The sequence below is a fragment of the Sporolactobacillus inulinus genome, assembly GCF_006539285.1.
In the GTDB taxonomy this organism is placed as follows: Bacteria; Bacillota; Bacilli; order Bacillales; family Sporolactobacillaceae; genus Sporolactobacillus; species Sporolactobacillus inulinus.
This window is the reverse complement of the sequence record NZ_BJMS01000019.1, coordinates 12,290-36,270: the sequence shown is the minus strand read 5'-3', so window position 1 is coordinate 36,270 and position 23,981 is coordinate 12,290. Positions and strand designations below refer to the sequence as shown.

The window sequence follows — 23,981 nt, the reverse complement described above, 5'->3', positions numbered from 1 at the left end:
GCGGTATGATTAAATGGGAGGAAATGAACAATGTATGATCACGATACGGAGATGGAACATTTAGCCAGAATCAAAGTCATTGGCGTTGGCGGCGGCGGAAATAACGCGGTTAACCGAATGATTGAAAGCGGCATTCAAGGTGTTGAATTTATTTGCGGCAATACGGATGCGCAAGCATTAAAATTGTCTAAAGCAGATATTAAACTTCAACTTGGCGAAAAACTGACACGCGGTCTAGGTGCCGGAGCGAATCCTGAGGTCGGCAAGAAGGCGGCGGAAGAGAGTCATGACCAGATTGAAGAAGTACTTAAAGGCGCCGATATGGTTTTCGTCACCGCGGGAATGGGCGGCGGAACGGGCACCGGTGCGGCTCCGGTCATTGCTGAAGTTGCTAAAGAAGTCGGCGCCTTGACGGTCGGCGTTGTGACGCGCCCGTTTACCTTTGAAGGAAGAAAAAGAGCAAAACAGGCGCAAAGCGGAATTGCCAACTTGAAGGAAAAAGTGGATACACTGATTGTCATTCCGAATGATCGACTGCTCGAAATTGTTGATAAGAACACACCAATGCTTGATGCATTTCGAGAGGCTGATAATGTGCTCCGTCAAGGGGTTCAAGGAATTTCAGATCTGATTTCCGTACCCGGCTTGATTAACTTGGACTTTGCAGATGTGAAGACGATCATGACAGAAGGCGGTTCGGCACTGATGGCGATCGGCATCGCCTCCGGTGAAAATCGTGCTGCTGAAGCAGCTAAAAAAGCAATATCCAGTCCGCTTCTTGAAAAGTCGATTGATGGAGCAAGAGGCGTCTTGATGAATATTACAGGCGGTACAAATCTAAGTCTCTATGAAGTCAATGAAGCTGCTGATATTGTAGCTACAGCTGCTGACGAAGAGGTCAATATGATCTTTGGTTCCGTCATTCGCGAGGAACTGGATGATGAAATTGTTGTTACAGTGATTGCAACAGGATTTGAAGAGAACAACGCGTCTTCTTCCGGATCGGCTTCCAGAGAGGATCTTTTCACGCGGAGAAGACAAAGTTCGGAAAATGATGGTACGGCACAAGCACGTGACCATCATGACGAGTCCGTAAAACCAGTCGTTCAGCCTTCCAGCAGAAGGTCGCGCAGTGTTATTGATGATGAAGATACTTTGGATATACCGACGTTCTTGCGCAATCGCCGCAGAAGAAACGAGTAATAAGCTATCGCGAAACACGTTTTTGTTTTCTCCCTAATCCATGATTTCAAGCAGACAAGCCTGCGAACAAGGAAACTATGTTTCCTTGTTCGCAGGCTTTTTTACAGGCTTGAATTGTCAAACTAAGTGCAACACCCGATGATAAAAAGCCTCAAAAGGCGTTCGCCATCCCAGACATTTGAGCGGACGGAGATTCAGTTCATCAGCGCTCTGTTGGACGTCGGCATCGGCATCTTGCTTCAGGTCATGACCCTTAGGAAAGTATTCGCGCAACAGGTCGTTTGTATTTTCATTGCTGCCGCGTTGCCAGGGCGCATGCGGTGCTGGAAAATAAAAGGGAACGCCCAGTTTTTCAGTGATCCGTCCTGCCTGTCTGAGGAGGCTCGCGGTGCGCCCGCGGCAAGCGAGCAATCGGAGCGATGATTCAACCACCGAACAAGACACGAGCCCATCACACGTGTATGAAGAAACTTTCCTATAGGAACTTTCGCTAATTTAAAGCACAACGCGGAAGTCACCGCATCCTGCAGAAGTTCTGTTCTTTCTCCTTCAGCGTGCGACAAAACCAGCCAAAATAACAATAAATTTCCGACCACAGATTGACAGACTTTCCTCACTAAAGCCCGTATACTGTTCCTAAACACGCAAAGAAGGTGGGATGTTGGTCGTTTATTTAGATGCAGTTTGGGCGCTTAACCTGTTTATTGATGCTTGTCTGCTGAAATTAACGGCGCTGATGCTGAAACGGCGGATAACCCGGCTTCGTCTATGGCTGGGCGCAGTCATTGCTTCCACCATCGTTCTGGTACTGTTTACGCCGGCAGCCTTCATTGTCGATCATCCGCTGGGAAAACTGGTCTATTCGATGCTGATTATTTTCACGGCTTTCGGCTACCGCCGTCTCTCGGTTTTTATGCAAAATCTTGCTGCATTTTATTTTACCGCGTTTGCTATTGGCGGTGGCTTGTTCGCAGTCCATTACTTCTTTCAGGACGCTTCATTTTATGCGAATAATCGCTTTTTAAACACTATGAATTATGGTGATCCAATCAGCTGGATTTTCGTGGTCCTTGGCTTTCCTTTACTGTGGTATTTTGCGAAAAAACGCATGGATCAAACGGTTGTCAGAAAGTGGCACAGCAGTACCATCGCCCAGGTGTCCATACGGTTCTTTGATGACTGGGTCCATGCCAAAGCAATGATCGACAGCGGGAACAAACTAGTTGATCCATTGACACAAACGCCGGTGATGTTTCTTGAGAAGAGTGTATGCAGCTCATGTATTCCTGAAGTATTCAGTCAAAATAGGCAGACGTCGGAGCCTCTCCAGCTCGAGTCGATACCGGAAGAGTGGCGACATCGGCTGGCGTGGATTCCTTACCGAGCGGTTGACGGCTCCAGCCAGCTGACGCTGGCAATTCGTCCGGACGAGGTTGTGATTTATCAGGACAATAAGCAAATGGCCTGCAGGAAAGCCTTGGTCGCTTTTACCGATCATGCGCTGAGTTCATCTGGCGATTTTAACAGTATTTTGCATCCGGACATGCTGCTCAATGGAACGATCATTAAAACGGCTTCATAACAAAAACGGGGAGGGTGAGTTTGTATGAAATTCGGTTTCTTAAAGTTATGGCGCTGGGTATTAATAAAGCTAGGTATCAAGCCTAATGAAATTTATTATATTGGCGGAAGCGACGGACTGCCATCGCCACTGAGCAAAGAAGAAGAGGCAGAATTAATGAAAAAGCTTCCTTCAGGTGACCCAAAGATCCGCGCAACGTTAATTGAACGAAATCTTCGTCTGGTCGTCTATATCGCCCGGAAGTTTGACAACACGCGGATTAACATTGAAGATCTGATTAGTATTGGAACCATCGGGCTCATTAAAGCTGTCAATACCTTTAATCCGGAAAAAAAGATCAAGCTCGCAACCTATGCGTCACGTTGCATTGAAAATGAAATATTGATGTACCTGCGCCGCAACAACCGTACGCGTTCTGAGGTCTCTTTAGATGAGCCGTTAAATGTCGATTGGGACGGAAATGAATTACTTTTATCCGATGTACTGGGCACTGAAAATGATGTGACTACGAAAAATATGGAGCGAAAGGTTGACCGGACATTGCTGAAAAAAGCGATGCTGATGCTTAATGATCGCGAAAAAGAGATCATGACCTTGAGATTCGGCCTTGCTGGAGGCAAAGAAAAAACCCAAAAAGATGTCGCTGATGAGTTAGGGATTTCGCAATCGTACATCTCACGTCTTGAGAAACGGATTATTAAACGGTTAAAGAAAGAATTCAGCAAAATGGCTTAGCAATACGCACGCGCAGTACACACATTTTTTCAGTGCATAAAATGGACGCCTGCGGAAATACTTGAGGATATAGCAAGGTTGAAAAAGAAGCCGTTCAGATGCAATGATCGGTAAAATTTCTTTCATCAGCCCGCTATCGCAAGTTTTCGACAGTGGGAGGTCATTTTTATGGCACGGCATAAAGTGGAAATCTGCGGAGTGGACACATCGAAACTTCCGGTTCTGAAAAATGAAGAGATGCGTAAGCTGTTCACTGAGCTTCAGTCAGGGAGGCTTGAAGCAAGAGAAACATTGGTGAACGGTAATCTCCGATTGGTTCTGAGTGTAATTCAGCGTTTCAACCATCGCGGCGAATCGGTCGATGATTTGTTTCAAGTCGGATGTATTGGATTAATGAAATCAATTGATAATTTTGATTTAAGTCAAAATGTTCGTTTTTCAACCTATGCGGTGCCGATGATTATCGGCGAAATTCGTCGCTACTTGAGGGACAACAACCCAATTCGTGTTTCTCGTTCTCTGCGTGATATGGCTTACAAAGCGCTTCAGGCAAAGGAGCGCTACATTGCGAAGCACTCACATGAACCGACGATACAGGAACTCGCAAAAATACTTGATCTTCCTGTAGAAGATGTCGTTTTCGCGTTAGATGCAATTCAAGACCCGGTTTCTTTGTTTGAGCCAATTTACAGCGATGGCGGAGATCCAATTTTTATCATGGATCAAATTGGCGATGAAAAGCATAAGGATAAAGAATGGGTCGATAATATCGCACTTAAAGAAGCAATGAACAAGCTGCATGATCGAGAAAAGCGAATTGTAGCGATGCGCTTTTTTTATGGAAAGACGCAGATGGAAGTTGCTCGGGAAATCGGTATTTCTCAAGCTCAAGTTTCCCGATTGGAAAAAATGGCGATTAAGGAAATGAATTCAGAAATTGGACCGTGACACTTGCTGCTATGCAAGTGTTTTTTTTCACAGGAAAAGAAAGTATAGGATTTTGCCCCATCTTCAAACCAATGGGCCAGTGTCTTGACCAAGAATCAAAGCGGAGGTACTCTGGCGCCCGCGGGATCGCACCTTGTTGATGCGTGCCAGCGTGCGTGCACAAGGTAATGAATGAAAGCCGCACACAAAGTGATTGCAAGAGAATCGAGCGCAGCCCAGTCTCTCACAAAAGTGAGAAGCAAATTCTGCTACATAAAACAGAAGTTCAAATCGTTTCTACAAGACCGGACTTGTTCGGTTTATGTCGAATTGAATCGGACAAGCACTATTTCCTAGGCAATGATCGGGGCAATTTTTTTACTTCTCAATACGCAAGCAGCGCCATATATATTAAGGACGGGACAGTAGAGGAGGAATAAAATGCCTAGAATATCGGATTTTCAAACAAAAGAAGTGGTGAATGTGGAGAACGGTAAGCGTTTGGGGCATATCGGCGATCTTGATGTGAATCTGTCATCAGGGAAAATTGACAACCTGATTATACCGGGTGCAGGAAAAATAATGGGGATTTTCGGAAAAGATGAGGACATCGTCGTTCCTTGGGATAACATTGTGCGCATAGGGGCCGATGTCATTTTGGTACGCTTTTATAACGAGCATGATTCTTCAATTCAGAGCGAAAATTAAACTATTAAAGAGATTTTTTGCCGTCTATGGTAAAATGAAAGCTAAAGGAAGGTCCTTTGAATTAGAGAGGATGGCAAATAGTGAGTGAACCCTTTTCTTTTCAAGAAGATCCATTGCTTTGTTTAAAGACGGTAGTGTCCAAAAGCCATGAGCTTTATGCGGGTTTTACGCTGCGATCCGGTGGGACGAGTCAAGGTGCGTTTCACTCAATGAATTTAGGGCTTCATGTCGGTGATCATCCGGAACATGTCGTTGCGAATCGCCGCATTATTGCTGGAAAAACCGGCTTTCCGCTTGAGCAATGGGTATGCGCTGAGCAGGTTCATGGGATTGAAATTGCTCAAGTCGATGCGGCATCGGCCGGATCAGGGGCACAAGCCCTCGACACGGTCATTCCCGGAGTGGACGGTTTGTTTACAACAGAGCCGGATCTGTTGCTTGCATTATGTTTTGCCGACTGTGTTCCAATCTTTTACTATGCGAAAGATCCGGATGTTATCGGCATCATGCACGCAGGTTGGCGCGGTACAGTAGCCGGCGCTGCCGCCCAAATGATCGAGCAAATCTGCCGCGCGGTATCCATAAAACCTGATGCGCTTCATGTTGTGATCGGGCCTTCGATCGGCGCCGACTATGAGGTTGATCAGCAGGTGGTTGATAAGGTAAAGAAACTCAGAAAATCCCTTTGGACGCCTTCTGTTCGTGATTGCGGCAATGGACATTATTTGCTAAATCTCAAATTGCTCAACCGTTCCATACTTGCTGAGAGCGGAATTCCTGAGCGGCAGATTCAGATGACCGGATACAGCACATATGCCCACCCAAGCTTATTTTTCTCTTATCGGCATGATCTTGGAAAAACAGGCCGCATGATGGGGTATATCGGAATGAAGAAGAAGGAGCATTGAGTCGTGAGAGTTGCAGATAACTTAAGAAACATACAAACGGCGGTTGCCCGTGCTTGCGAACGATCAGGGCGCAGTACGGAGGATGTTACACTTATCGCAGTCACAAAATATGTGTCTCCAGAACGAGCAAAAGAAGCTGTTGATTGCGGCATTTATAACCTTGCAGAAAACCGTAAGGAAGGGCTGCTTGAGAAACAAACGATCCTTCAGGACGATCGAATCATTTGGCATCTGATCGGAACCCTACAAACGCGTAAAGTGAAAGATATTGTGGGGAAAATCGATTATTTTCACGCTTTAGATCGACTGAAATTAGCGAATGAGTTAAACAAAAGGATTGAAGAAGGTATCTTGAATTGCTTTGTCGAAGTAAATGTTTCCGGCGAAGCGTCGAAACATGGCATCACGGAAGACCAGCTGGATGATTTTATAGATACATTGGCGCAGTTTGAACATCTTCGCGTGATTGGGTTAATGACCATGGCACCAAATACAGAAGATATCGATGTGATCCGCCATGTTTTTCGACGACTGCGTGAGCTGCGTGACCAGATTCGTGACCGAAAGATTCGTTATGCACCGTGTTCGGAACTGTCCATGGGCATGTCGCACGATTATGAGATCGCTGTTGAAGAAGGGGCAACATTTATCAGAATTGGCACGGCATTGGTAGGAGAATGAAAGGAGAAGAGCAGCATGGGTCTGAAGGGGAAATTGAAACAATTTTTTGATCTTGAGGAAACCGTGGACAGCTCAGAAGACTTTGCAGCAGCAACTGTTGATAAAGAAAAGGCAAAACCGGTTCAAAATCAACGTTCTGTGGAAAAAAACGGAAAAATCGTTGCGATACAGAACGTTCATCAGCAAACCAAGGTCGTGCTTGTTGAACCGAAGCGTTTTGAAGAGGTTGAAGAGATTGTTGCTTACTTGAAAAGCAAACAGACGGTCATTTGCAACCTTCAAGGAACAAGCAAAGATCAGGGGCAGCGTATCTTGGATTTTATCGGTGGAACTGCCTTCGCTCTGAATGGACAGATTCGCAAAATAGGACATAATACGTTTCTTTTTGCTCCGGAACAGGTTGATATATCCGGCATGATCAGCAACTGGCCGGAACACAAATAGCATTGAGGTGAATCGCTTGATCATAGCAGCTTTTCTTGCACAAGTTATTAATATCTATTCTTGGATTTTAATTATTTACATTTTAATGTCTTGGGTCCCGAGTGTTCAGGATTCGTCGATCGGCAGATTGTTTGCCAGAGTTTGCGAGCCGTTCCTTGAGCCGTTCAGGCGTATCATACCGCCAATCGGCGGTGTCATTGACCTGTCGCCAATTATCGCGTTCCTTATATTAAAACTTGCAACGCGCGGAATCTTTTATTTGGGCTATCTTTTCGGATGAAGCTGTTCCATGTCTATTTATGAACATTTTCGTCCCGAGGAGCGCGCGCTGATCGATCATTTCCTTGATTTGATCGACCAAGTTTCACAGCGATATATTCCAAGATTAACCGACTTTATGGATCCAAGACAGCAGACAATATTGAGGTCTTTAATTGGCAAGAACGATGCCGTTCATTTGTCTATTTTCGGAGGATATGAACATGCGGAGCGTGCACGCGCTTTATTGCTCCCGCCTTATTTTGAGCCGGATTCAGACCCCTTTGACCTTGCCTATCTAGACGTTCGTTATCCTGCTAAATTTGGCTCGGTTACTCATCCTGAATTGCTTGGAGCACTCCTGGGTTCAGGTATCTCCAGAAACAAAATCGGCGATCTTTTGATTGGAGAAGAAGCGGCGCAGTTTATTTGTGTTAAAGAACTGGAACCCTATTTTATGCTTCACCTCACATCCGTTGGAAAGCTGAGCGTTTCTTGCCGGCCGATTTTACCAAAAAATTTGTTACATACTGCCGATGGCTGGACTTATTCAGAGGGAACCGTATCTTCATTAAGACTGGACACGCTGCTCTCTGAAATCTATCATTTACCAAGAGTGAAAGCGTCCGAAGCGATTGCGCGCGGCTTGGCAAAAGTAAACTGGGAAATTGTTGAAAAACGTAATTTTGATATTCGTGAGGGCGATGTGATCTCACTCAGAGGACACGGTCGAAGTAAAATTATATCTTGCGGAGGTTTGACAAAGAAGAACAAAATTCGGTTACAATATGGTAGACTAAACTAAACGAATTATTTGTAAATTGATACGGAGGTGGCCAGGATGCCATTGACACCCTTGGATATTCATAACAAAACGTTTACACGCGGTTTTCGCGGCTATGACGAAGATGAAGTTAATGATTTTCTTGATCAAATTATCAAAGATTACGAAGCACTGATCCGTGAAAAGAAGGATCTCGAACAGGAAGCCAAAAATACGAGTGAAAAACTGAGCCACTTTTCCAACATTGAAACAACGCTGAATAAGAGTATTCTTGTTGCTCAGGAAACGGCAGAAGAAGTAAAGCAAAATGCAAACAAAGAAGCAAAGCTGATCGTGATGGAAGCGAAGAAAAATGCTGATCGGATCATCAATGAGGCACTAGAGAAATCACGCAAAGTGACCCTGAATATTGAGGAATTGAAGAAGGAAGCTAATGTTTACCGAACACGTTTCCAGATGCTTATTGAGGCCCAATTAGAACTGCTGAAAAGTGATGATTGGAAAAGCATGAGCGTTAATTCAAACGATGAAGGCGCTAACAATGAAGCAGAAAGCAGCGAAATGATTTAAACACAGGCTTGACGCAGCACGACGAATTGCATATACTGTGCTTAAATCCATTTTTTTATGGGTAACATGGAATTAAACGGATAATAAATCTGTGAGAGGGAGAGTACTTGTTGCAAGACCACTCAGCGAGCCGGGGGATGGTGTAAGCCCGGTGTGGATGGCAGCAAGGAAGATCACCCTTGAGTTCGGGTATGAACGATCTTGAGCGAGATCGAGTAGTGCCCGACGTTGATTCGCGTTAAGATAATCATGAGTGGCAGACTATATCTTTACTCTGCTATTAGGGTGGTACCGCGGTCCTTCCGTCCCTTTGGGATGGAAGGACTTTTTATATAGTAAAAATAGATAACAGAAAGCTGGAGGCGTATTTCTATGGATTACAAGAAGACATTATTGATGCCGAAAACAAAATTTAAAATGCGCGGCGGTCTTCCGATGAAAGAACCCAAAATGCAAGAACAATGGGATCAAGAACATATCTATGAACAATCATTAAAAGTAAACGAAGGCAAACCAACGTTTATTCTTCATGATGGTCCTCCGTATGCAAACGGAAATATCCATATTGGTCATGCTGAAAACAAAGTACTCAAGGACATCATTAACCGATTTAAATCAATGAGCGGTTATCAAACGTATTATGTTCCCGGCTGGGATACCCATGGACTTCCAATCGAGCAGCAATTGGCGAAAAAAGGTATTGATCGAAAGAAAATGTCTGTTGCTGATCTTCGTGAAAAATGTAAAGAATATGCTTTGGGTCAAGTTGAACAGCAAAAGAAGCAATTTAAAAGGCTGGGTGTTCGCGGGGATTGGGAACATCCTTATCTGACCCTTCACAAAGCATTTGAAGCGGAACAGATCAAGGTCTTTGGAGAAATGGCGAAAAAAGGATATATCTATAAAGATAAGAAAACGGTTTATTGGTCGCCTTCTTCTGAATCCGCACTTGCTGAAGCGGAAATCGAATATAAGGATGTTAAATCGTACTCGATCTACGTTGCGTTCCATGTAACGGATGGTAAAGGTGTTTTAAATCATGATGAGGAAGTCATCATCTGGACAACAACACCTTGGACAATGCCGGCGAACTTAGCGATTGCTGTCAATCCGAAATTTGAATACAGCGTTGTTCAAGTTGAGGATCGCAAATTTGTGGTCGCTTCCGAGCTTGTTGAGAAATTGACGAAAACATTTGAGTGGAATGAGCCGAAAGTGCTGCGCACGGTGAACGGCAAAGAATTGGAACATGTCGTATGCCGACACCCGTTCTATGATCGTCCATCACTTATGATTCTCGGCGATCATGTCACTTTGGATGCCGGTACCGGATGTGTACACACAGCACCTGGTTTTGGTGCCGACGACTTCTACATCGGCAAAAAGTATGGCTTGGATATTTTGTGCCCGGTTGATGATCACGGCTGCATGACTGATGAAGCCCCTGGTTTCGAAGGGGTGTTCTATGAGAAGGCCAACGAACCGGTCATCGAAAAACTAAAAGAAGTCGGCGCATTGTTGAAAGTCGGTACCTTTACCCACTCCTATCCACATGACTGGAGAACAAAAAAGCCGGTGATTTGGAGGGCTACGGAGCAATGGTTCGCTTCGATCAAAGCATTCCGAGATGACATTCTCAGTGCAATTCATGAGGTTCATTGGATTCCGTCGTGGGGCGATGTACGGATGACGAACATGATCAAGGATCGCGAAGACTGGTGCATCTCTCGCCAGCGCGCTTGGGGCGTTCCGATTCCGGTATTTTATGGCGAAGACGGAGAAGCAATCATCACCGATCAAACCATTCAGCATGTAGCGGAATTGTTCCGCGAACACGGGTCAAACGTCTGGTTCAAATGGGATGTCAAAGATCTGCTTCCGGAAGGATTTACATCGGAACATAGTCCAAACGGTACATTCAAGAAAGAAACCGATATTATGGATGTATGGTTCGATTCCGGTTCATCGCACCAAGGTGTATTGACAACTCGTGAAGGATTGAGACGTCCGGCGGATCTATATCTCGAAGGATCCGATCAGTATCGCGGCTGGTTCAACTCATCGCTTGCGACATCTGTAGCGGTCACCGGCCATGCACCCTACAAACAAATATTAAGTCATGGCTTTACGCTCGACGGCAAAGGACTTAAAATGAGTAAATCGGTCGGTAACGTTATTGATCCAATGAAAGTGATGCAGCAGTACGGCGCCGACATTATCCGACTTTGGGTCGCTTCCGTTGATTATCAGGCAGATGCTCGAGTGTCGAATGAAATTCTTGGTCAGGTTGCAGAAGTTTACCGGAAGATTCGAAATACAGTTCGCTTCATGTTAGGAAACTTAAACGACTTTACTGTCGACAAAATCGTTCCTACTCAAGATATGCCGGAACTGGAACAATATATGCTGGTAAAACTAAATCATTTTATTGATACATGCCTGAACAATTATAGTGCGTATCAATTCCTGAACGTATACAAAGCATTGCAGAACTACTGCTCGCTCGATCTTAGCGCTTTTTACATGGATATCGCTAAAGATGCCCTTTATGTGCAACCTAAGAATTCGCTGGTTCGCCGCTCAGCACAAACGGTTCTTTATAAAACCGTCGTTGCGATGACAAAAATTCTCTCGCCGATCATTCCGCATACAGCTGAGGAAATTTGGCAAAACATTCCGGGCGCATTGGCTATTTCTAAATATGTTCAACTGACGGATATGCCGGAAAACGAACCAATTGCCGATGCAGAAGCACTGGAAAAGAAATGGACAGCATTACTTGCTGTACGCGACGATGTGTTCAAATCACTGGAAAAAGCTCGTGATGCAAAACAAATCGGCAAGTCTCTGGAGGCTTCAGTAACCCTTTACGTGAAACCGGAAACAGCTTTCCTGAAAAATGTTGAGAATCTAGACAAATTGCTGATCGTTTCTCGAGTATTGGTTAAGGATTGTGAAGATGCTCCAGAATCAGCAGATCGATACGATCGTCTTTCCGTTTTGGTTTCAGTAGCAGAAGGACAAAAATGTGAACGCTGCTGGGCTGTATTGCCGAGTGTCGGAGAGGATCCTGAACATCCGACTTTGTGTGCGCAATGTGCAGAAACGGTGCGTCATGATTACGCCGGCGTAACGCTTGACTAAATGTAATGATTAAGTAAATGTTTCCCAAAATACCTAAAAATACGCAGGCTAAAAATCCTCCTTTACTCCACACTAATTGATGTGCGCGGGTGAAAAAGGGGGATTTTTTATAGCGATGTTTGGCTATCGAAGAATCAGAAAAAGACTTATGAAACGCAAATCCGAACTGGAGCACAAACTGCGCAGTGATCAGGAGACAGCTGCTGAACTTGGATCGGTTTCGGATATCGCTTCTGGAGAGTTGTCACAGTACGACAATCATCCGGCAGAATCGGCAACGCAGCTCTACGATCGGGAAAAGGATCTGGCGTTTCACAAGATGGAACGGAATGAACTGGAAGAGATCAATCATGCACTGAAAAAAATCGAGAAGGGAACCTATGGGTATGATGAGAAAACCGGCGAAAAAATTCCCCGTGCACGGTTAAATGCTTTGCCAACGGCACGTACAACGGTAAGTCTTTCAGATCGCACACATCATAATCGGGTTCGTCCCGTGGAGGAGTCGGTCATTGCAGATTTGGAAAAGCGTGATGTGAACGATTTTCAGAGCAACAGTTTTAATGAAGAAAACGCATTTGATCTTGTCTCACAATTCAACGATCAGGAAGGCGTTTTTGAAGACGCGCCTTACAGTGATGATGAAGAAGGCATCGGTTTTGTCGAAGAATTTGAAGCATTTGCCGCAACGGATATTGGCGGGTTTTCGGGAGATGATGAAATAACGGTTCTGAAAAATCATCATTATGACCATTGGGCTTCGGAGAATGAAGACAACGATTAGTGTGCTCTGTGCAGCGGGTAGCTTCAAAGCCCGCTGTGTACATATCTCTTTAATGATAAGTATGCTAAAATAAATTGGATTAACGCATACTTTCACGCAATGGAGGAATTCATTAATGGTTTATTATGCACTTGCGCTTATTATCTTGATTATCGACCAATGTTCAAAAGGGTTGGTTGTACATAATATGGCTCTAGGTCAAAGTATTACGATGATTCCCAACTTTTTTTATTTGACCTCGATACGCAACAATGGTGCTGCCTGGAGTATTTTAGAAGGTCAATTTGTGTTCTTTTTCATCATTACCGCGGTTGTTTTAATTATTGTCATTTATTACATGCAGACACTTGGCAGAAAACAACCGCTTTTAGGGACGTCATTAGGTTTGATCATTGGTGGGACACTCGGCAATTTCGTTGATCGGCTCTTTCGCGGTGAAGTGGTCGACTTTCTACACTTTTATCTCATCCGTTATAATTTTCCGGTGTTTAACCTTGCAGACTCCTCGTTGTTTCTTGGGGTGGTTCTACTGATCATCTATCTCTTCCTTGATGGAAAGAAGGATCGTCAATGAAACCACTGACTCATAACATTACAGTCGAAGACGAAGGAACACGAATCGACCGTTGGCTGAGCGGGAAGCTTGCCTCAGAATCGAGAAATCGGATCCAGCAATTAATTAAGAACGGTGACATTCGCGTTAATGGTTCACAAGTAAAAACCAGTTACAAGCTGCGTTTCAATGATCAAGTATTGATCCATCTGCCAGAGCCCGAACCCTTGAATGTCTCTCCTGAGCAGATTCCGCTCGACATTGTTTTTGAGGATGGTTCAGTGATCGTGGTCAATAAGCCGAGAGGAATGGTCGTTCACCCGGCACCGGGACATATGAGCGGCACGCTTGTCAATGCATTACTCGGACATTGCCGGGATCTTTCTGGGATTAATGGCATCTTGCGTCCGGGGATCGTTCATCGAATCGATCGGGAAACCTCGGGTCTGTTGATGGTCGCAAAAACAGACCAAGCCCATCGCTCGCTAGCGAAACAGCTGAAAGATAAATCGACAAAACGCAAATATCTGGCGATCGTTCACGGAAATCTTCCTCATGACGAAGGAATCATTGATGCTCCGATTGGCCGCTCGGAAAAAGACCGAAAAAAAATGGCGGTCACTGAGAAGAACAGTAAACATGCGGTGACCCATTTTAAAGTTCTTGAACGATTTTCGAATTATACATTTGTTGCGTGCAGGCTTGAAACCGGGCGTACACACCAGATTCGCGTTCATATGGCCTATATCGGTCATCCGCTTGCCGGCGACCCCAAATATGGACCGCGAAAAACGCTGCCAATCAACGGTCAAGCATTACATGCCGCAGAACTTGGCTTTATCCATCCGGTGACTCGCCAACAGATGCTCTTTTGCGCTGCGCTTCCGGACGATATGGCGCGTTTGTTGGAAGGATTGCGCAACGGACGCTATTCTTCATAAAAAAAAGAATTTCTTGCGTTGACAAATAACAGCGGTTTTGCGATACTATGTGTAGCTTAAATGAACTGAATGAATTCCTTTTAAATTTAGTCCAGAGAGACTAAGAAGGGTGATGATTGTCAATGAGTGACAACACTGCGGTCTCTTGCTCGAAACAGCAAGACTTTTTTTATGCCGTCAGAGGCAAAAAATGGAAAAGTGATCCGCTAAGAAATGGCAAACAATTGGCAGGTGACGATTCGTGGATGCAAAAGAAATTTTAGATGAAAAGGCAATAAGTCGAGCACTGACACGGCTTGCGCATGAAGTGATTGAGCGTAATGAGGGTGTCGATTCCGTTGTGCTAGTCGGGATTAAAACGCGTGGCATCTACCTGGCGAATCGGCTGTCTGACCGAATTAAATCGATTGAAAAAAAAGAAGTTGCCGTCGGCGAACTGGACATCACGAATTATCGAGATGACCTTAAGGATAAAATGCTAGACCCTAAATTACTTGGCAGCATTCTGCCAATGTCCATTGAATCGAAAACAGTGATTCTTGTCGATGATGTCCTGTTTACAGGGCGGACAATCCGCGCCGCTATGGATGCTCTGATGGATGTGGGAAGGCCACAACGTATCCAGCTGGCTGTACTGATTGATCGAGGGCATCGCGAATTGCCGATCCGGCCCGATTATGTAGGTAAGAATGTTCCGACCTCCAAAGAAGAAGCAATTGCGGTTCAACTCAGTGAAGTGGATGGCAGTGATAAGGTTACGATTGAATCAAAAAATGAATAAAGAGATCCATGGAAGCACATCGAACACCTTTTAAAAGGCAGTCCCGTGAGACTGACAAAGAGTGGCTTGAGCGAACGATACGGCTTATTTGCAAAACCTCTTTGTCGAAAAATGACAAAGAGGTTTTTTTGTAGGGGAAAACAGCACATGGTTGCATGTGTTAAGAAGCAGAATAACGCTTAGAGGAGGATTTTCAAATGGCTCATTTACTTCGCTTGAATGATCTATCGGTAGAAGAAATCCATTCACTATTGGACCGTGCAGAGCAAATCAATGCCATGAGTGATGAAGGATGGCTTGAACCAAACCATACATTAGTTGCTAATCTGTTTTACGAACCGAGTACGCGTACGCGCTTCAGCTTTGAAACGGCTGAACGACGTCTTGGCTTCCAAGTCCTTAATTTCAGCAGTAAAACGTCAAGTGCACAAAAAGGCGAGAGCCTTTACGACACGGTTCGGACGATGGAATCACTCGGTGCAAAAGCCGTAGTCATTCGCCATCAGCAGGAGGCATACTACGAGCAGCTTAGAACGATTAATATTCCGATTCTAAATGCTGGAGACGGTACAGGAAATCATCCGACTCAAGCCTTGCTGGATTTACTGACTCTGCGCGAAGCGTTCACTCACTTAAAAGGACGGACAGTCGCGATCATTGGTGACCTGCGCTACAGCAGAGTTGCAAATGCTGATGCCGAGGTGCTGCAACGCTTCGGCTGCCGCGTCCTGCTTTCCAGCCCAAAAGAATGGAGCAATTCTGCGCTGCCCGGAACCTATGTGACGGTCGATCAAGCGGTTGAGGAAGCTGATGCGGTGATCATGCTTCGTATACAACACGAGCGTCACCAACACACCATGAAGATGAGCAAAGAACAATACCACGCGCGTTACGGACTCACGCAAGACCGTGCACTGCGAATGAAACCGGATAGTATTATTATGCATCCGGGACCGATCAACCGTGGCGTAGAGATGGATGATGCACTGGTTGAATGCAGCCGCTCCCGATACTTTAAGCAGATTCGAAACGGTGTATCCGCGCGTATGGCTGCGTTAGAGTGGACGCTCAACAGCACTGCCACTTCACGGCATGCTGAACGCGTCCCTGAAATGCTTTAAGTGGTCATTGAAACAAAGACCTCTGAGTTCGTTATTCGAAAGGAGTACAATTCATTGAAAAGACAGTTGGTTTTGGAAAATGGTGCATCATTTATCGGTGAAGGATTTGGAAGCAGCTCTGAAATGAAAGGCGAAGTCGTCTTTAATACAGGAATGACCGGTTATCAGGAATTAATTACTGATCCGTCTTACTGTGGTCAGATTGTGACCATGACCTATCCGCTCATCGGCAACTACGGGATTAATCGCTCAGATAACGAATCAGCACGACCAAGCATCTCAGGGCTTATTGTAAAGGAAGTATCAAAGACGCCTTCTCATTGGCAAAAGGAAAAATCATTGAGCGAGTGGCTGGATGAGTATGATGTTCCAGGCATTGAGGGAATTGATACAAGAAAATTAACCAAGATCATTCGCGAGCATGGTACATTACGCGGAAAAATTGTTTCTGCGGATGCAGATCCGTCAGCTGTAGCAGAACAATTGAAAAAATGGCCGCTCCCGACCGATCAAATCAGTCGTGTATCAACAAAATCAGCATACGTGGCACCTGGGTCAGGTGCACGGGTCGTTCTCGTTGATTTTGGCGCAAAACAAGGGATCCTTCGCGAGTGTATCAAGCGTAATCTTGATGTGATCATTGTTCCTTATCAAACCTCAGCTCACGATATTCTTAAGTTAAATCCTGACGGTGTGCTTTTAAGCAACGGACCTGGAGATCCTAAGGAAGTTCCCGAAGCGATTGATACTGTTCATGAACTACTCGGGAAAGTCCCGCTTTTTGGAATCTGTCTCGGTCATCAGCTGTTTGCACTAGCCTCGGGTGCAAACACAGTGAAAATGCGTTTTGGACATCGCGGTGTCAATCATCCGGTTAAGAATCTTCGATCTGGAAAATTTGTGATCACCTCACAAAATCACGGATTCACCGTAGAACCTGAATCTCTTGTCGGCACTGATTTGGAAATTACCCATCGCGCCATCAATGACGGTACGATTGAAGGACTTCGCCACACAAAATATCCGGCATTCAGCGTCCAGTACCATCCAGAAGCATCACCAGGGCCGGACGACAGCCAAGACCTATTTGATGAATTTCTCAGCATGATCGAATCGAACAAGAAAGAGGGTGCTTCGCTTGCCTAAGCGTACAGATATAAAAAAAGTACTGGTCATTGGGTCCGGGCCGATTATCATCGGACAAGCTGCAGAATTTGATTATTCAGGAACACAAGCGTGTCAATCATTAAGAGAAGAAGGCTTTGAAGTTGTTCTCGTCAATTCGAATCCAGCGACGATTATGACGGATACTGACATTGCTGACCGTGTCTACATTGAACCGCTGACGGTTGAATTTGTAAGTAAAATTATTCGGAAAGAACACCCGGATGGACTGCTAGCCACATTAGGCGGCCAAACCGGATTAAATCTTGCCGTTCAGCTGCATCAAACCGGTATCCTAGATGAACTGCATGTCCAACTGCTTGGTACCAATCTCGAAAGCATCGAACAGGCGGAGGATCGCGAGAAATTCCGCAATCTGATGATTGCGCTTGGTGAACCGGTTCCGCCAAGTGAGATTGTTACGAGCCTTGAAGAAGCACGGACTTTCGTTGAGAAGGTGAAGCTTCCGGTGATCATCCGCCCGGCATTTACACTAGGCGGTACAGGCGGCGGAATTGCGACGACCGATGAAGAACTCAATACGATTGCAGAAAATGGATTAAAGCTGAGCCCGGTTCATCAAGTCTTAATTGAGAAGAGCATTGCCGGTTACAAAGAAATCGAATTTGAAGTGATGCGGGATGCAAATGACGGCGCAATAGCCGTCTGCCACATGGAAAATATTGATCCTGTAGGGATTCATACGGGGGATTCGATCGTTACTGCGCCTTGCCAGACATTGAGCGATCGCGATTTGCAGCACTTAAGAAGTGTATCGCTAAAGATTGTGCGTGCTTTGAAAATCGAAGGCGGGTGCAATGTACAGCTTGCTCAAGATCCCAGCAGCGACCGCTATTACATTATTGAAGTCAATCCACGCGTCAGCCGTTCTTCGGCACTCGCTTCTAAAGCGACAGGGTACCCGATCGCCAAAGTCGCAGCAAAAATTGCCGCCGGCTATCATCTCGACGAAATCAAGAATGCGGTGACCGGAACGACCTATGCGAGCTTCGAACCAACCTTGGATTATGTTGTGACCAAAATTCCGCGCTGGCCATTTGATAAATTTGATGATGCAAAACGAACCCTCGGTACACAGATGAAAGCGACCGGTGAAGTGCTTGCCATGGGGCGCAACTTTGAAGAATCGATTTTAAAGGCGGTCCGTTCACTTGAAAACGGTACGCTACATCTGGAACTGAAAGAAACCGACGAAATGAGCATGGAAGACTTGTTCAATATCATCAAGAAAAAAGATGATCGCAGACTGTTTCTCATTGCAGAAGCATTGAGGCGCGGTGCCGATATTGAAGAAATTTGGGCGTGCACGCATATTGATCGCTTCTTCCTCAGCAAAATCGCCAACATCGTCGCGCTTGAAGGGCAGCTTAAAGAAGCTCCTTATGATGAACGAGTGCTGCGTCTGGCAAAAGAACACGGTTTTTCCGATTGGAAAATCGCTCAGTGCTGGAAAGTAACGGAAACAGCGATTACAAAGTGGCGTAAAGAACACCGCATTATTCCTGTATACAAGATGGTGGATACTTGTGCCGGCGAATTTGAGTCGGAAACCCCTTATTATTACAGCAGCTACGAAGATGAAAATGAATCGCTTGTTTCGAAAAGGGAAAGTGTGATTGTGCTCGGCTCGGGACCGATTCGGATTGGGCAAGGAGTCGAGTTTGATTACGCGACGGTGCATGCGGTCTGGGCAATTAAAGAACAAGGCTACGAAGCAATTATGATCAACAACAATCCGGAAACCGTTTCGACCGACTTCAGTGTTTCCGATAAACTGTACGTTGAACCACTGACCCTTGAAGATGTCATGAACGTGATCGATTTGGAAAAACCGAAGGGCGTCGTTGTCCAATTCGGCGGCCAGACGGCCATCAATCTTGCATCAGGTTTAGCAGCCAATGGTGTAAAGATTCTTGGAACGACCTTAGATGCGATGGATCAGGCTGAAGACCGTGATCGGTTTGAACAATTACTGCTTAAGCTGAATGTCGATCATCCTGCCGGAAATACGGCATTTTCCACAGAAGAAGCGGTAAAAATCGCTAATAAGCTCGACTACCCGGTACTGGTGCGTCCTTCTTATGTGCTGGGTGGCCGCGCGATGGAAATCGTTTATAACGAAACCTCGCTTAAGCATTATATGGATCATGCCGTTTTGATAAATCCGGATCATCCGGTACTGGTTGACCGCTACCTTGTTGGCACAGAAATAGAGCTTGATGCATTGTCGGATGGTGAGAACGTCTATATCCCCGGCATCATGGAACATATCGAACGTGCCGGTGTACACTCCGGAGACTCGATTGCCGTTTATCCGACGCAAACATTGAGTGAGGCTGTGAAGCAAGAAGTCATCGATACAGCGATTAAAATCGCACGCGGCTTAAAGGTTGTCGGTATGCTAAACATACAGTTTGTCATTCACAAAGCGCATGTGTACGTCATTGAAGTGAATCCGCGTGCCAGCCGTACCGTTCCATTCTTAAGCAAAATTACCGGAGTACCAATGGCCAAGGTGGCGACCAAACTGATTCTCGGCGAAACGCTGAAATCGCTTGGCTATAAGACGGGGATTCATCCGCAACCGCAGCGGGGCGTGTTTGTAAAAGTACCGGTATTCTCTTTTGCAAAATTGCGCAGGGTTGATGTGACGCTCGGTCCTGAAATGAAGTCAACCGGTGAAGTAATGGGTCAGGACGTAACTCTCGAAAAAGCATTGTACAAAGGATTGCTGGCCAGCGGAATGACGATTCCGTCGCATGGATCGGTGTTGTTTACGATTGCCGACAAAGATAAAGAAGAAGCGTTGGCATTGGTTAAACGCTTCTATGATATTGGTTACAACATCTTGGCAACGGAAGGCACCGCTGCTCTGATTTCTGAACGGCATCTACCGGTGACCGCTGTCAATAAAATTGGCGGGGAAGCGCCGAATCTGCTGGACGTCATCCGCCATGGCGGTGCGCAATTTGTCGTGAACACCTTGACGCGCGGCTCGCGTCCGGCGCGGGACGGATTCCGAATCCGGCGCGAGTCTGTTGAAAACGGTGTGGTTTGTCTCACATCGCTGGATACAACTGAGGCTCTGCTGACGGTTCTTGAATCGCTCGCGTTTCAAACCGAGTGTATGCCGCAGATGGAAGACCATACGGCATCGAAGAGAATCGAACAAAAAGCGGGTGTCGGCGAATGATACAGGAAGACATGCGCGTTATGACGCATGAAGAAATAGCGGATCATATTTTTGAATTAAAGCTACAAGGGCAAATGGTTCAGCAGATCACTGAGCCGGGTCAGTTTGTTCACGTTCGGATCAGTGGAAAAACCGATGCTGTAGCACCGCTTTTGCGGCGGCCGATCAGCATTTGTTCGGCAGATTTAAAAAGCGGCACGCTGACACTGATTTACCGAAGCGGCGGTTTAGGGACCGGAACCGAGCTTTTGACACATGCGCAAATTGGCGATACCGTGGATGTGCTCGGACCGCTTGGACATGGATTTCCTGTCTCGGAAGCACCGACGCCGGCTCGCGCACTGATCGTCGGCGGGGGTGTCGGTGTTCCACCGCTTTACGGGTTATCTCAAGCATTGGCAAAACGTGGCATCCAGGTTACCCATGTGCTCGGCTTTCGTTCGGCAAAAGATGTTTTTTATCAAACGGATTTTGAAGAATTGGGCAAAACGTTTGTGATGACTGAAGACGGAACCTACGGGAGATGCGGCCGCGTCACCGACCTACTTGAGACGGTTCCATTTGACATTGCTTATGCATGCGGACCGACACCAATGCTGCGTGCTCTAGAACAAACAATTATCGACAAACCGCTGTTTGTTTCACTCGAACAGCGCATGGCCTGCGGCATTGGTGCATGTATGGCCTGCGTCACGCAGACAACGGATCCGAACGACGCTAAAGGATACCGGCGCGTTTGCTGTGATGGCCCGGTCTTCAAAGCAAGGGAGGTCGAATTATGATAGAAGTTCACTTGCCTGGACTCGATTTGAAGAATCCGGTCATGCCCGCATCCGGCTGCTTTGCCTTTGGTGCTGAATACGGCGCGCTCTATGATTTGAATGAATTGGGCGCGGTGACGATTAAAGCGGCAACTTTGCAACCACGTTTCGGCAATTCAACACCACGCGTTGCTGAAACGCCTAGTGGGATGTTGAACGCAATCGGTTTGCAGAATCCAGGGGCAGATCAGATCATTAAAAATGAGCTTCCTCGACTGGAAAAACAAAAGGTGCCGGTGCTTGCCAACATTGCTGGCAGCGAAGTTGACGATTATGTAGCGACGGCGAAAAAGATATCGCGGCATCCGGCGGTTAATGCGTTGGAACTGAACATCTCCTGTCCAAACGTCAAACACGGCGGCATTCAATTTGGAACGGTGCCTGAGGTTGCCGCAGAACTGACCTATAAAGTAAAAGCAGTATCGGAGAAACCGGTATATGTGAAGCTCTCTCCAAATGTTACAGATATTGTCGCGATGGCGAAAGCCGTGGAAGCAGCGGGAGCCGATGGATTATCCATGATCAATACGCTACTTGGCATGCGCATCGATTTGCACACTCAAAAGCCGGTGCTCGCTAACTTAACCGGAGGATTGAGCGGACCGGCAATTAAACCGGTCGCGATTCGTATGATCTACGAGGTCAGCCAAAAAGTGACGATTCCAATCATCGGTATGGGTGGCATTCAGAATGCCGATGATGTCATTGAATTCTTCCTGGCAGGAGCAAGCGCAGTCGCAGTAGGGACAGCGAATTTTGTCGATCCTTTTGTCTGCCCGAAAATTATTAAAGAGCTGCCTGAAAAACTGAATACAATGGGTGTTACCGATATAAATGAAATCATTGGAAGGAGTTGGAAGAAATGAATGAGGAAAAAAAGCTGATCGTTGCTTTGGATGTGGCATCGAATGATGAGATGTTACAGATGCTCAAGAAGATCCATCGTCCCGGCTGCTATGTTAAGGTGGGCATGGAACTTTATCTTCAAAATGGTGCGGACATCGTTCGTATACTCAAATCAGAAGGCTATTCGGTTTTTCTAGATTTGAAACTGCATGACATCCCTCATACGGTTTATCGGGCGATGAAGGGGCTGGCCCGTCTTGGAGCGGACATGATTAATGTCCATGCCGCAGGAGGCGCCGAAATGATGCGCGCAGCTGCTGAAGGACTCGGCGAAGGCGCACGATCAGGCCGTCCGATCTGCCTTGCCGTCACACAGTTGACGAGCACCGATCAGACAATGCTTGAAAACGAACTGTTAATTAAACGACCGATGGATGAGGTCATCACTCAGTATGCATCACTTGCCTATTCTTCCGGAATGGACGGTGTTGTCTGCTCGGCTTGGGAAGCACAAAAGATAAAGAATCAAACTTCTCCCGAGTTTCTCGCGGTGACACCGGGCATTCGATTGACCGATGATGATGCAGGCGATCAAAAGCGCGTCGCTTCGCCAGCACAAGCGCGCGCACTGGGAAGTGATTTTATTGTAGTCGGCCGGAGCATAACAGCTGCTCCTGATCCGGCACAAGCTTACGAACGGGTACTTAATGATTGGGGGAAACAAACATGGACTACAACAAATTAATCGCAGAACAGCTTCTAAAAATAAATGCAGTGGTGCTGAGCCCGGAAGATCCATTTACTTGGGCATCCGGCATCAAATCACCGGTATACTGCGACAATCGACTGACACTGGCTTACCCAGACGTTCGCGGCGATGTGATCGATGCATTTGTGGCACTCATTAAAGAGAATTATCCGGATGCAGAAGTGATTGCCGGAACAGCAACGGCAGGAATCCCGCATGCGGCACTGATTGCTGAAAAAATGAATCTGCCGATGGCTTATATTCGTTCTTCAGCAAAATCACATGGACGAAAAAAGCAAATTGAAGGAATCATTAATCCGGGGCAGAAAGTCGTTGTCATTGATGATCTGATTTCAACCGGCGGAAGTGTATTAACCGCAGTTCAAGCGGTTGAAGCAGCGGAAGCAGAAGTACTTGGCGTTGCCGCTATTTTTACATATCAATTACCGCAAGCAACCATTAATTTTGAAAATGAGGACGTAGCATTAAATACACTTACCGATTTTGATACGTTGATTCATCTGGCTGAGGAACAGGGCAAGATCAGCGGTGCACAGCTTGAACAGCTTAAACTGTGGTATGCGGATCCAACATCAGAAGATTGGCGCGCGCAAAAGAAATAAAGGAAACATATAAGATTTATATTCTCGTTAGGAGCCTCTCTTCATTAGAGGCTCTTTTTTTACAAGAAAAGAAAGTTTAGGTTGTGCCTTGCTGGTATGATGATCAGTCATATAAGGTGCTGATTCCCGGTTCGTACTGTACGGTTGGGCGATCAGGTAAGCGCCCAATCTGAGAAATAGACGGAAAAATTCCGCTTAATTAGAAAATGAATGAAAAAATTGCTTAAATAGACGGAGAAATCCCGCTTATCGAATCGAAAAACGTGAAAATGGAGGGTTTTTCTGTGCATAAGCGGAAAAATTACCCTTATGTACCTGTGAAACAAGTGCCAGGATACAAATAACCGGAAAATCTCCGCTTATTTACTCTCGCCAGATTTAATTAAAGACTCATAAGACGGACGAACAGAGAACGTATTTGACTTTGTGTAAATGGTAATA

The 23,981-nt window shown here is 45.9% G+C and carries 23 protein-coding genes, 1 pseudogene and 1 other annotated feature; of the genes and pseudogenes, 23 read left to right on the top strand and 1 reads right to left on the bottom strand.

Annotated features, from left to right (window positions below; all coding sequences use genetic code 11):
* The first annotated feature begins 30 nt into the window (after positions 1–30).
* Positions 31–1,203 (top strand): cell division protein FtsZ, encoded by a 1,173-nt coding sequence (gene ftsZ / locus SIN01_RS03895; RefSeq protein ID WP_010023207.1) that lies wholly within the window; start codon positions 31–33, stop codon positions 1,201–1,203.
* A gap of 117 nt (positions 1,204–1,320) precedes the next feature.
* On the opposite strand, the pseudogene SIN01_RS03890 reads toward ftsZ, so the two are convergent.
* Positions 1,321–1,548 (bottom strand): annotated as a pseudogene (locus SIN01_RS03890) (transposase); the annotation flags it as partial.
* A 313-nt stretch (positions 1,549–1,861) separates the two neighbouring features.
* Here SIN01_RS03890 and spoIIGA point away from each other — a divergent pair.
* The 22 genes from spoIIGA (at position 1,862) to pyrE (ending at position 23,540) form a co-directional block, all read left to right on the top strand.
* Positions 1,862–2,785: a sigma-E processing peptidase SpoIIGA gene (gene spoIIGA, locus SIN01_RS03885; protein ID WP_010024530.1), complete on the top strand. Its 924-nt coding sequence runs from the start codon at positions 1,862–1,864 to the stop codon at positions 2,783–2,785.
* 24 nt (positions 2,786–2,809) lie between these two features.
* Complete coding sequence (sigE, locus tag SIN01_RS03880) at positions 2,810–3,520, top strand: RNA polymerase sporulation sigma factor SigE (protein ID WP_010024531.1); 711 nt, start codon at positions 2,810–2,812, stop codon at positions 3,518–3,520.
* A 168-nt stretch (positions 3,521–3,688) separates the two neighbouring features.
* Entirely contained in the window at positions 3,689–4,468 is a 780-nt protein-coding gene (gene sigG / locus SIN01_RS03875; protein ID WP_010024533.1) for an RNA polymerase sporulation sigma factor SigG, read from the top strand.
* Between the two features lie 420 nt (positions 4,469–4,888).
* The gene (locus SIN01_RS03870; protein ID WP_010024405.1) at positions 4,889–5,155 is read left to right on the top strand and encodes a YlmC/YmxH family sporulation protein; all 267 of its coding nucleotides are present in this window, start codon (positions 4,889–4,891) and stop codon (positions 5,153–5,155) included.
* Positions 5,156–5,235: 80 nt separating this feature from the next.
* A complete protein-coding gene (pgeF, locus tag SIN01_RS03865) occupies positions 5,236–6,063 on the top strand; it encodes a peptidoglycan editing factor PgeF (protein ID WP_010024403.1) in 828 nt (275 codons plus the stop codon).
* A 3-nt stretch (positions 6,064–6,066) separates the two neighbouring features.
* Entirely contained in the window at positions 6,067–6,744 is a 678-nt protein-coding gene (locus SIN01_RS03860; RefSeq protein ID WP_010024402.1) for a YggS family pyridoxal phosphate-dependent enzyme, read from the top strand.
* 15 nt (positions 6,745–6,759) lie between these two features.
* Positions 6,760–7,188, top strand: a complete 429-nt coding sequence (locus SIN01_RS03855; protein WP_010024401.1) for a cell division protein SepF — start codon at positions 6,760–6,762, stop codon at positions 7,186–7,188.
* A gap of 16 nt (positions 7,189–7,204) precedes the next feature.
* On the top strand, positions 7,205–7,468 hold the full coding sequence (locus SIN01_RS03850) for a YggT family protein (protein ID WP_010024400.1): 264 nt from the start codon (positions 7,205–7,207) through the stop codon (positions 7,466–7,468).
* 9 nt (positions 7,469–7,477) lie between these two features.
* Positions 7,478–8,251, top strand: a complete 774-nt coding sequence (locus SIN01_RS03845; RefSeq protein WP_010024396.1) for a YlmH family RNA-binding protein — start codon at positions 7,478–7,480, stop codon at positions 8,249–8,251.
* Between the two features lie 36 nt (positions 8,252–8,287).
* A complete protein-coding gene (locus tag SIN01_RS03840) occupies positions 8,288–8,800 on the top strand; it encodes a DivIVA domain-containing protein (protein WP_010024394.1) in 513 nt (170 codons plus the stop codon).
* An 82-nt stretch (positions 8,801–8,882) separates the two neighbouring features.
* Positions 8,883–9,113, top strand: a binding site (T-box leader).
* A 59-nt stretch (positions 9,114–9,172) separates the two neighbouring features.
* Entirely contained in the window at positions 9,173–11,944 is a 2,772-nt protein-coding gene (gene ileS, locus SIN01_RS03835) for an isoleucine--tRNA ligase (protein WP_010024392.1), read from the top strand.
* Between the two features lie 115 nt (positions 11,945–12,059).
* The gene (locus tag SIN01_RS03830) at positions 12,060–12,728 is read left to right on the top strand and encodes a TraR/DksA C4-type zinc finger protein (protein WP_010024391.1); all 669 of its coding nucleotides are present in this window, start codon (positions 12,060–12,062) and stop codon (positions 12,726–12,728) included.
* 115 nt (positions 12,729–12,843) lie between these two features.
* Positions 12,844–13,302 (top strand): signal peptidase II, encoded by a 459-nt coding sequence (gene lspA, locus SIN01_RS03825; protein ID WP_010024390.1) that lies wholly within the window; start codon positions 12,844–12,846, stop codon positions 13,300–13,302.
* Positions 13,299–14,222 carry an RluA family pseudouridine synthase gene (locus SIN01_RS03820; protein ID WP_010024389.1) on the top strand — a complete coding sequence of 308 codons (924 nt, stop codon included), beginning with the start codon at positions 13,299–13,301 and terminating at the stop codon, positions 14,220–14,222. Before lspA ends, SIN01_RS03820 begins: the two co-directional genes overlap by 4 nt.
* Positions 14,223–14,463: 241 nt before the next feature.
* The gene (pyrR, locus tag SIN01_RS03815) at positions 14,464–15,003 is read left to right on the top strand and encodes a bifunctional pyr operon transcriptional regulator/uracil phosphoribosyltransferase PyrR (RefSeq protein ID WP_010024388.1); all 540 of its coding nucleotides are present in this window, start codon (positions 14,464–14,466) and stop codon (positions 15,001–15,003) included.
* 197 nt (positions 15,004–15,200) lie between these two features.
* Positions 15,201–16,124, top strand: coding sequence for an aspartate carbamoyltransferase catalytic subunit (locus tag SIN01_RS03810; protein WP_010024387.1), 924 nt, complete (start codon positions 15,201–15,203; stop codon positions 16,122–16,124).
* A gap of 54 nt (positions 16,125–16,178) precedes the next feature.
* The gene (carA, locus tag SIN01_RS03805; protein ID WP_010024386.1) at positions 16,179–17,270 is read left to right on the top strand and encodes a glutamine-hydrolyzing carbamoyl-phosphate synthase small subunit; all 1,092 of its coding nucleotides are present in this window, start codon (positions 16,179–16,181) and stop codon (positions 17,268–17,270) included.
* The gene (gene carB / locus SIN01_RS03800; protein WP_010024384.1) at positions 17,263–20,502 is read left to right on the top strand and encodes a carbamoyl-phosphate synthase large subunit; all 3,240 of its coding nucleotides are present in this window, start codon (positions 17,263–17,265) and stop codon (positions 20,500–20,502) included. The genes carA and carB overlap by 8 nt, the downstream gene beginning before the upstream one ends.
* Entirely contained in the window at positions 20,499–21,284 is a 786-nt protein-coding gene (locus tag SIN01_RS03795; protein WP_010024382.1) for a dihydroorotate dehydrogenase electron transfer subunit, read from the top strand. Before carB ends, SIN01_RS03795 begins: the two co-directional genes overlap by 4 nt.
* Positions 21,281–22,189, top strand: a complete 909-nt coding sequence (locus SIN01_RS03790; protein WP_010024381.1) for a dihydroorotate dehydrogenase — start codon at positions 21,281–21,283, stop codon at positions 22,187–22,189. Before SIN01_RS03795 ends, SIN01_RS03790 begins: the two co-directional genes overlap by 4 nt.
* A complete protein-coding gene (pyrF, locus tag SIN01_RS03785; protein WP_010024380.1) occupies positions 22,186–22,914 on the top strand; it encodes an orotidine-5'-phosphate decarboxylase in 729 nt (242 codons plus the stop codon). The genes SIN01_RS03790 and pyrF overlap by 4 nt, the downstream gene beginning before the upstream one ends.
* Complete coding sequence (pyrE, locus tag SIN01_RS03780) at positions 22,896–23,540, top strand: orotate phosphoribosyltransferase (protein WP_010024379.1); 645 nt, start codon at positions 22,896–22,898, stop codon at positions 23,538–23,540. The genes pyrF and pyrE overlap by 19 nt, the downstream gene beginning before the upstream one ends.
* Positions 23,541–23,981: the final 441 nt, after the last annotated feature.